Genomic DNA, 9,273 nt, shown 5'->3' with positions numbered 1-9,273 from the left:
AGACGCATGCCCAAAGGATAGCGCTCGCGGCCGACGGAGTCAAGTATGTCGGAGGCTCAGCGCATACTGGGCGTCTCCGGCAATGATTCGGATCCTTGAGCAATCAGAGCAGCTGGCGTCCGCTGCGGAAGTCCGGAAGGGCTTAGCGACGTGCGACGATGCGCGCTGGGTTAGGTACTGGTTCGAAGTAGATATCTTTGAGGTTGAGCTTCGCTGCGTGAGCAACGAAGATGCGCAGAACTCAAGACGGACCTGGTTTCCACTCCTGAAAGGAGGCCCATTCAGGAAGTGGTTCGGGAACTGTCATCACGTCCTTGACTGGGCAAATGGGGGAGCTGCACTCAAATCCTTCATTTCCGATAGGTACGACGGCGCACATTATTCAAAAGAGATTCGCAGCGAGGAGTTCTACTTCCAGGAGTGCATGACCTGGTCTGACATCGCGACCCCAAACACCTTCGGGGCGCGGTACTGTGGGATCGGATTCATCGCTAGCACCGTTGGTGGTGCGGTTTACTCAAGTCCAGACAACCTGCTCCTCTTGAACGCCCTGCTGTGCTCCTCGGTGGCACCCGTATGGCTGGGTGTAATAAATCCGACTTTGCACGCCAATCCGGGTGACATCGCATCTATTCCTCTTCCACCGCGCGACGAGTTGGTGGCCGTACAAAGGGAAATTGAGAGCAGGTCAGCTCGATGTGGCGATGTCGCCAGCGAAGACTGGAACGTCTACGAACGCTCCTGGGATTTCCAATCGCTCCCCATCCTGACAGCCTCCTCCGACCCCACCCCAACCCTCGAATCAAGCTACGCGACCTGGATCACCCAGAACCGTACCACCATCGCCGAGATGAAGCGCCTCGAAGAGGAGAACAACCGCCTCTTCATCGACGCCTACGGTCTGGGGGACGAACTCACCCCCGACGTCCCGATCGAGCAGATCACCCTGACGGTAAACCCCGCCTACCGCTACGGCGGCAAGCTCACCGAGGACGAGCAATGGACCCGCTTCCGCCAGGACAGCATGGAGGAGCTGGTCTCCTACGCCATCGGCTGCCTGATGGGCCGCTACAGCCTGGACGCGCCCGGCCTGATCTACGCCCACGCCGGCAACGTCGGCTTCGACGCCACGCGCTACCAGACCTTCCCCGCCGACGCCGACGGCATCGTGCCCGTCACCGACGAGCTCTGGTTCGAGGACGACGCCGCCAACCGCGTGCGCGAATTCCTGCTCGCCACCTGGGGTGCCGAGAAGCTCGACCAGAACATGGCCTTCCTCGCCGACAACCTCGGCGCCAAGGCCAGCGAAGCCCCCGTCGAGGCCATCCGCCGCTACCTCGCCGACAAGTTCTTCAAGGACCACCTCCAAACCTACAAAAAGCGCCCGATTTACTGGCTGTTTTCCAGCGGCAAACAGGGTGCCTTCGAGGCGCTCGTGTACCTGCACCGCTATCACGAAGGCACGCTCGCCCGCATGCGCGCCGAATACGTCGTCCCGCTCACCGGCAAGATGCAGTCGCGCATCGAAATGCTGGAAAAGGACCGCGACGCAAGCAGCTCAACCGCTGCCCGCAACAAGATCGCCAAGCACATCGAGTCGCTGAAAAAGAAACACGTCGAACTGCTCGCCTACGACGAAAAGCTCCGCCACTACGCCGACATGCGCATCACTCTTGATCTCGATGATGGCGTGAAGGTGAACTACGGTAGATTCGGTGATCTGCTGGCGGAGGTGAAGGCGGTGACGGGAGGTGCGAACGATGACTGAGCGGCGCCTCGTCATCGTTGGCGGGCCTAACGGGAGCGGCAAGACCACGTTTGCCGAAGAGTTCGTCACCCGTTTTGCCATTCCCTATCTCGGTGCTGATGCACTCGCGTCAACATTGGCACCGGCCGATCCCTTGAGCGTGCGCGTTGAAGCGGGCAAGCTGTTTGTGCGCAGGCTATCGGCGTTGATTGAGGCGGGTGAATCCTGCGTGGTGGAATCGACACTGGCGGGCAAGGCCCTTGGTCGCCATATTTCTCGGGCGCGTGAGCGTGGATACGAGGTCAGCCTGGTGTTTGTGACGCTCGACAGCGCTGATTTGTGCGTGGCTCGGATTCAGGAACGTGTGGCTCGTGGCGGACATCATGTTCCCGTCGAAGACATACGCCGCCGTTTTGGTCGCGCACGCAGCTTGTTTTGGCAGCATTACCGCCGCCTGGCGGACAACTGGCAGTTGTTTTCGAATTCGCGTGAGGGTTTCGAACTGTTGGCCATTGGGCAGTTCGAGCAAGTCTCCGAGGCCGCGCCGGATTCCTTCGCCGCCTTCTTGCTTTCTCTGGAGGAACATCGTGAACAATCCACTCTTTGATCCGGTGACCGATCCAGAAGTCTTTCGCCGCGCGGTGCAGATGCTTGCCATCGGCAACGTCGCCGCGCATCGTGCCCAGGTGCTCAACCAGTCGCTGGGTATCCCGAACCATTATTCGATTGGCGGTCGCATCGTCACTGATCGGGATCGCGATGATGGCGGGAGCGCCGTCGCGGTGAAGGCTGAGGACCATACTGCTTCATGAGCCAGCAACGCATCACCGACGCGCTCACCACGGCGTTTTCCAGTCATTCGATGGTCTCTTTGGCACGACGCCGACGGCGAGTTCGGGGATCCGCTGGCGGAGGCGAAGGCGAAGGCTGTAACAGGAGGGGCGAGTGATGACTGCGCATCGATCAAGCACGCTGGAGGAACTACTGACTCACCCTGAAGGCAAGACGCTGGAGTTCAAACGCGATTTGTCGTCACCGAGGCCTTTGCTCAAGACGCTGGTGGCGTTTGCCAATACCGCCGGGGGTCGCTTGTTTGTCGGCATTGGTGACGACCGTAGCATTGTCGGCGTCGAAAATCCGCTCGATGAGGAGGAACGTCTGTGCAGTCTGATTGCCGACAGCATCGCGCCGCGACTGGTCCCCAATGTGGAACTGCTGACGGTGGAGGGCAAGACGCTGCTCCTGATAGACGTTTTTGTCAGCGGTTCCCGGCCGCACTGGCTTAAATCCGAGGGCGCTGAATCAGGCGTCTATGTCCGCCTGGGGTCGACCAGTCGCCAGGCTGATGCGGCGCTGATCGGCGAACTGCGGCGGTCGGTCGAGGGTGTGGCTTTTGATGAGATGCCGATGCCGGACTTGAGTCTGAAGGATCTCGACATGGAGGCGGCCCGGCAGCTCTTTCCTGGACTGAACAGGCAGGGCGAGCAAGCGCTGCGAACGCTCAAGCTGGTGAACCCCGTATCAGGGTCATCTTGTGCCGACCAAGGGCGCCGTACTGCTGTTTGGCAAGGAACGGACGCAGCATTTCTCCGATGCCTGGGTTCAGTGCGGTCGTTTTGTCGGCACGGACAAGGCCGAAATCTTTGACCACGTCGACGTTCATGAGCATTTGCCGACAGCCGTGGATCACATCATGCTGTTTTTGAAAAAGCACGCGATGCGCGGTGCCGATTTTACGGAGGTGCGCCGCAAGGATGTCTGGAGCATTCCGCTGCTCCTGTTGCGGGAGGCCGTGATCAACGCCCTGGTGCATGCCGATTATTCGCAGCGAGGCGCACCCATCCGCCTCGCTTTTTTTGACGACCGTATTGAAATCGAGAGCCCCGGCATCCTTCTGCCCGGCATGACAGTGGCCGACATGCGTCAGGGTGTTTCGAAGATCCGCAACCACGTCATCGCCCGTGTGTTCCGTGAACTGAATCTGATCGAGCAGTGGGGCAGCGGGGTACCGCGGATCTTCCGGGAAGCCGAGGAGCAGGGTTTGCCGGAACCACAAATCATTGAAGTGGGAATGCGCGTGCGCGTGGTGGTGCATCTGGCCGAAGCGATCCGCCCGGTACAAGTAACCGAGCAAGTAACCGAGCAAGTAACCGAGCAAGTAAGCGAGCAAGTAACACGCTTCCTTGAATGCCTGAAGCAAGGGCCGCTCAGCACGCGCGAGGCGATGGAGCGTTTGGCGTTGCAGCATCGACCGACGTTCTCTGCGAACTATCTGCGGCCAGCGCTGAACGCTGGCCTGGTTGAAATGACCCAGCCCGAATCGCCAAGAAGTCCTACCCAGAAATACCGCCTGATTGCGCCAGCGTATCGCAGTGGACGCGCTCCGCTTGAACCGAAGGGACGAGCTAATGAATGAGGCTACCGACACCGATTTGTGCAACAGCCTGTTGCACAAATGCTCTGCTGTTGCCCCCGATGATTCCCGGCTATGGCACTTCACGGCGGCAATCCGATGAGCGAGCAACGCATCACCGACGCGCTCAGCACCGCGTTCTCCAGTCATTCGATTGTCTTCTGGCACGACGCCGACGGGGAATTCTCTTTCTCGGTCAGGAATCTCTTGCCCGACGGCGTCGAACTGCTCTATGTCGACGATCTGCCGGCCTTGTCGATCAAGCTCCAAGTGGAGCGCGCCGCGCCGCAGGCCAGCTTCCTCCTCTACAGCGCCAAACCGGTCCCTGAGCTTGCCGACGACTGGCTGCTGGACATCCGGCTGCGCAGCAAGAGCTTCCACGCTGACAACGCGTCTATCGTGCTGGAGGACCTCGGCCTGGCCTCGCAGCAACTGCGAGCGCATCTCAAGGAGCGCGCCAAGTTCTTGAAGTCCAAGGACCGCGTCGAGCGCCTCAAGCGCTGGGTTGCGCCCAACGATGGCGCCGAAGATCTCGATCGCAAGATGATCGCGGTATTGGCAAAGGCCGAGCAAGCCGATCTCGCTGCCATCCTCCTGCGCCTTTTTTCTGCGCTGGTGCAGGACGGCGTCGCCAATCTCGATGCCGAACCGAAAGCGTGCTCCGACATCGTCGCCAACGACCTGATCGATTCGTTCTGGGTCCTGGTTGAGCAGGAAATGGGATATGGCGATGCCGCGCCGACACTGCGGGACTTCCTGTTCCGGATCCTGGTGACGGATCTTTCGCGGACCGTCCGCGGTGCTTGTCCGGCGCAGTTGTCGCATTTTGTCATCGGTGACCAGGCACGCGCGGCGAATGCCTCGGTCTTTGTCGCGGGCTGGCGCTCGCACATGCAGCACTTTGCCAGCTACGATGCCTTGTCGGGCACGGTGGCTCGCGAACTGGGCTTGAGCAAGGTGATTGCCGGGCTGGCCGCTGAATCATTGGCGGAAACGATGACTTTCGAGGAAGTCGAGCGGCGCATCATCCAGGACATCAAGGGCCGCATCATCGCCGGTGCCGGCGCCGACATGGATACTTTGCGTGGACTGATCGCGCGTCGTCGCGACGGCCATTGGGCCAACAAGCTGCTGGCGCATTCCAGCGCCACGACTCGCGCGCTGGCATCGTGCTACGACGCGCTGGAAGCCGCGGCTGCTTTCTTCGAGTTGAAAGAGCGGTTCAACGCCGGCTTTGGTTTCGCCAACGCCGAGGCCGGGTTGGCGGCGTACCAGAGCGAGTTGTTCCGCTTCGATCAACTCTATCGCCAGATCAACCATGCCGCCGATGGCGTCGAGCCGATGGGCTGGGCCTTGCTGCATGAGCTTCGTCAGCGCATCGAGAGCGCCTATTCGGGCTGGTTTGTTCCGCAGTTGGGGTCTGCCTGGAGCAAGGTGCTGGAGGGCAAGGACGGCCTGTTGTCGAGCTGGCAGGTCGCTGGCTGGGTCAATCAGCCGGACTTTTTCGAAACGCACGTCATGGCGCATCTGGATGCGGGGATCCGCCGGGTATTTGTGGTCATCTCCGACGCGTTCCGCTACGAGGCGGCGGAGGAACTGGTTCGCGACATCAATGGCAAGAGCCGCTTCAAGGCGGCGCTGACGCCCATGCTTGGCGTGCTTCCCAGCTACACCGCGCTCGGCATGGCGTCGCTGTTGCCGCACCACACGCTGGCCTACAGGACGAACAGCAATCTCGACGTGATCGCCGACGCCGCCGTGGTTTCGACGCTTGAGCAGCGCAGCGCACATCTGGGCAGATATCAGGGGGTTGCCGTCAAGGCCGATGAGCTGCTGTCCATGGGCAAGGACAAGGGCCGGGAGTTTGTTCGCGATCATCGCGTGATCTACGTCTATCACGACAGGATCGACATGCTCGGGGACAAACAAGGCTCGGAGGGGCAGACCTTCGACGCCGTTGCCCAGACGCTGGCGGAACTGAATCAGCTCGCGACCTTTATCGTCAATGGCCTCAATGCGTCACTGGTGTTGATCACCGCCGATCACGGCTTTCTTTACCAGGAGTCGGCGCTCGACAAGGCCGATAAATCGACGCTCAGTGACAAGCCGGCGGGAACGCTACGAGCGAAGAAGCGCTATCTGCTCGGGCAAGGGCTTGGCGAGAGCAGTCAGGCGTGGTGTGGCAACACGGCCGTCACGGCGGGGACGACAGCGGGTGAAGGCAGCATGGATTTCTGGGTGCCCAAAGGAGCGGCTCGCTTTCACTTTGCCGGCGGCGCACGCTTCGTTCACGGCAGCGCCATGCCGCAGGAGATTGTCATCCCGGTGATCACCCTGCGCGAGAGCGAGCACCAGTCGGCCAGGACGCGCGCGGTCGAATTCAGCTTGCTGGGCTCGTCGAACAAGGTGGTCACCAACAAGCAGCGCTTCGAATTCATCCAGACCGAAGCCGTTTCGGAGCGGGTCTTGGCCAGATCGGTATTGGTCTCTCTGCGTGACGGCGAGACCATGATCAGCGACGAGCAGTCGCTGACTTTCGACAGCAGTTCCGGGCTGATGGACGAACGTAAGCGCTCGGTGATCCTGACCATCAAGTCCGGTCAATACGACAAGAGCAAAGACCATTTCCTGATTGCCCGTGACACGCAAACCAGGGTCGAAGTGGTCCGGATTCCGGTCAAGGTGGACCTGGCCTTTGCCAACGACTTCTAGAACCGATCATGACTGAACAACTCCCCGAGAACGACCGCAATCTCGATGCCCTGCTGAATCGGCAATTCGCCGGCAAAGTGGTGCGCAAGGATCTGACCAAGCTCATCAAGGAAGGCGCCAACGTTCCCGTTTACGTCCTGGAATACCTGCTCGGGATGTACTGCGCGTCCGACGATCAGGCGACCATCGATGCCGGACTGGTCAATGTAAAGCGGATTCTCAGCGAGAACTACGTTCGGCCAGACGAGGCCGAGAAGGTCAAGTCGAAAATCCGCGAGAGCGGCAGTTACAAGGTCATCGACAAGGTGACGGTCAAGCTGAATGAAAAGCGCGATGTCTATGAGGCGCTGCTCTCCAATCTCGGGGTCAAGAATGCGGAGATTTCCGATGCCTACGTTCGCCAGTTCGAGAAGCTGCTGGTTGGCGGCATCTGGTGCATCGTCACGCTCCACTACCGATTCGAGGAGAACCAGAAGGGGTCGCCTTTCCTGGTCAGCGACCTCAAACCGATACAGATGCCCAACATGGACATGCCGGGCCTGTTTGAAGGGCGCAAGGCATTCACGGAAGCACTCTGGATTGATGCACTGATCCGTTCAACGGGAATGGAGCCGTCCTGCTTCAAGGATCGGGTGAAGTGGCATCTGCTGGCGCGGATGATTCCTCTGGTCGAGAACAACTACAACTTCTGCGAACTTGGCCCCCGCGGCACGGGCAAGAGCCACATCTACAAGGAGATCAGCCCGAACAGCATCCTGGTCTCGGGTGGGCAGACCACCGTCGCCAACCTGTTCTACCACATGGCGGCGCGCAAGGTGGGCCTGGTCGGGCTGTGGGACGTGGTGGCCTTCGATGAGGTGGCCGGAATCAACTTCAAGGATCAGGACGGCGTCCAGATCATGAAGGACTTCATGGCCAGCGGATCATTCTCGCGGGGACGCGAGGCGATCAGCGCGAACGCGGCGATGGTCTTCGTCGGCAACCTCCCGCAAGGGCAGACTGTCGAGTCGCTGGTCAAGACCAGCCACCTGTTCAGGCCCTTCCCCGAGGTGATGATCGACTCGGCGTTCTTCGACCGCTTCCACGCCTATGTGCCCGGCTGGGAAATCCCGAAAATGCGTCCGGAGTTTTTCACGAACCAGTACGGGCTGATCGTCGATTACCTCGCTGAGTACCTGCGTGAAATGCGCAAGTACAACTTTGCTGATGCCATCGACAAGTGGTTCAAGCTCGGCAACAACCTGAATCAGCGCGACACCATTGCCGTGCGCCGGACGGTGTCGGGCCTTCTGAAGCTGATCTGTCCTGCCGGCGATTACGACAAGACGATCGTGCGCAAGTGTCTTGAGTACGCGCTGGAAGCTCGCCGGCGCGTGAAGGAGCAACTCAAGAAGATCGGCGGCATGGAGTTCTACGACGTCCACTTCTCCTACATCGATCTTGAAGATAACCAGGAGCGTTTTGTTTCCGTTCCAGAACAATCGAGCGGTGCGCTGATTCCGGATGGCCGCCTCGCGCCGGGAGCGCTGCACACGATCAGCATGGGTACCTCCGAAATGCCGGGGATCTACCGCCTTGAAATTCAAACCATTGCCGGCGGGGGAAAAGTCTCTGCCTCGGGTGCTGCACCGCGCGAGCCGGTGCGCGTGGCCTTCGACTACTTCAAGGCCAACTCTTCACGCATCAGTGCATCGATCAAGCCGAGCGAACACGATTTCCACCTTCAGCTTGTCGAGCTGCAGAATGCCGGCGCGCCACAGTCATTCACACTTGCCAGCTTCATTGCACTGTGCTCGGCAGCGCTGGGCCGCCCGGTTCAGTCGCAGATGACGATCATGGGCGATATGAGCCTTGGCGGAACTGTGGTGCAGGTGCGCAATCTTGCGGAAAGCTTGCAGCTTGCGTTTGACGCCGGGGCAAAAAAGATACTGTTGCCGATGTCGAGCGTTGGCGATATTCCGAGTGTTCCGGGGGAGCTCTTCGCCAAGTTCCAGACAAGTTTCTATTCCGATCCAGTGGATGCGGTATTCAAGGCGATTGGGGTCGAGTGAGGTGAGTCTTGAGGAAAACGGTCCATTAAAAGCGCTTTGTTCATTGATTTCGACAACGTCTATTCCGGTCTGCGCTGCCTTGACCAGGGAATCGCCGACCAACTCAAGAACAGGGAGCGGCGTATCCGACCGCAAACACTCCAACATCCATGCCAGGAGAAGCGGACGGTCTGCGTCAGGAATGTTCAACAGCGGCCAGAGCCAAACCCTTCTCGCTGTCGCGGTGCTCAGTCGGTTATCATGAGGCACCTCGACGAGCGTCAAGGACTCCTTACTCGGAAGCGATCATGGCACACAATCACACAGCAAGCGCCTCCTCAAGGCAACACCAGACGGCAAGCGGACGGAGA

4 protein-coding genes and 2 pseudogenes are annotated in these 9,273 nt (G+C 59.9%); all 6 read left to right on the top strand.

Annotation, left to right across the window (positions count from 1 at the left end; genetic code table 11):
- Positions 1 to 61 precede the first annotated feature (61 nt).
- Positions 62 to 1,768 (top strand): annotated as a pseudogene (gene pglX, locus ACCAA_RS16835) (BREX-1 system adenine-specific DNA-methyltransferase PglX); the annotation flags it as partial.
- Positions 1,761 to 2,354 carry an ATPase gene (locus ACCAA_RS16830; protein ID WP_186408406.1) on the top strand — a complete coding sequence of 198 codons (594 nt, stop codon included), beginning with the start codon at positions 1,761 to 1,763 and terminating at the stop codon, positions 2,352 to 2,354. The pseudogene pglX and the gene ACCAA_RS16830, both read left to right, overlap by 8 nt.
- The gene (locus tag ACCAA_RS16825) at positions 2,335 to 2,559 is read left to right on the top strand and encodes a hypothetical protein (RefSeq protein ID WP_186408405.1); all 225 of its coding nucleotides are present in this window, start codon (positions 2,335 to 2,337) and stop codon (positions 2,557 to 2,559) included. Before ACCAA_RS16830 ends, ACCAA_RS16825 begins: the two co-directional genes overlap by 20 nt.
- 136 nt (positions 2,560 to 2,695) lie before the next feature.
- Positions 2,696 to 4,163 (top strand): annotated as a pseudogene (locus ACCAA_RS16820) (ATP-binding protein).
- Between the two features lie 96 nt (positions 4,164 to 4,259).
- A complete protein-coding gene (gene pglZ, locus ACCAA_RS16815; protein ID WP_186408412.1) occupies positions 4,260 to 6,872 on the top strand; it encodes a BREX-1 system phosphatase PglZ type A in 2,613 nt (870 codons plus the stop codon).
- A gap of 8 nt (positions 6,873 to 6,880) precedes the next feature.
- Positions 6,881 to 8,923, top strand: a complete 2,043-nt coding sequence (gene brxL, locus ACCAA_RS16810; protein WP_186408404.1) for a protease Lon-related BREX system protein BrxL — start codon at positions 6,881 to 6,883, stop codon at positions 8,921 to 8,923.
- Positions 8,924 to 9,273: the final 350 nt, after the last annotated feature.

This window comes from Candidatus Accumulibacter aalborgensis, from assembly GCF_900089955.1.
GTDB lineage: Bacteria > Pseudomonadota > Gammaproteobacteria > Burkholderiales > Rhodocyclaceae > Accumulibacter > Accumulibacter aalborgensis.
The sequence above is the reverse complement of the archived record's forward strand: the minus strand, read 5'-3'. Positions and strand labels throughout refer to the sequence as shown.

What these genes read in the sequence shown, in the direction of transcription:
- ACCAA_RS16830 (WP_186408406.1), top strand. Translation starts at nt 1,761, where the DNA reads ATGACTGAGCGGCGCCTCGTCATCGTTGGCGGGCCTAACGGGAGCGGC.
- pglZ (WP_186408412.1), top strand. Translation starts at nt 4,260, where the DNA reads ATGAGCGAGCAACGCATCACCGACGCGCTCAGCACCGCGTTCTCCAGT.
- brxL (WP_186408404.1), top strand. Translation starts at nt 6,881, where the DNA reads ATGACTGAACAACTCCCCGAGAACGACCGCAATCTCGATGCCCTGCTG.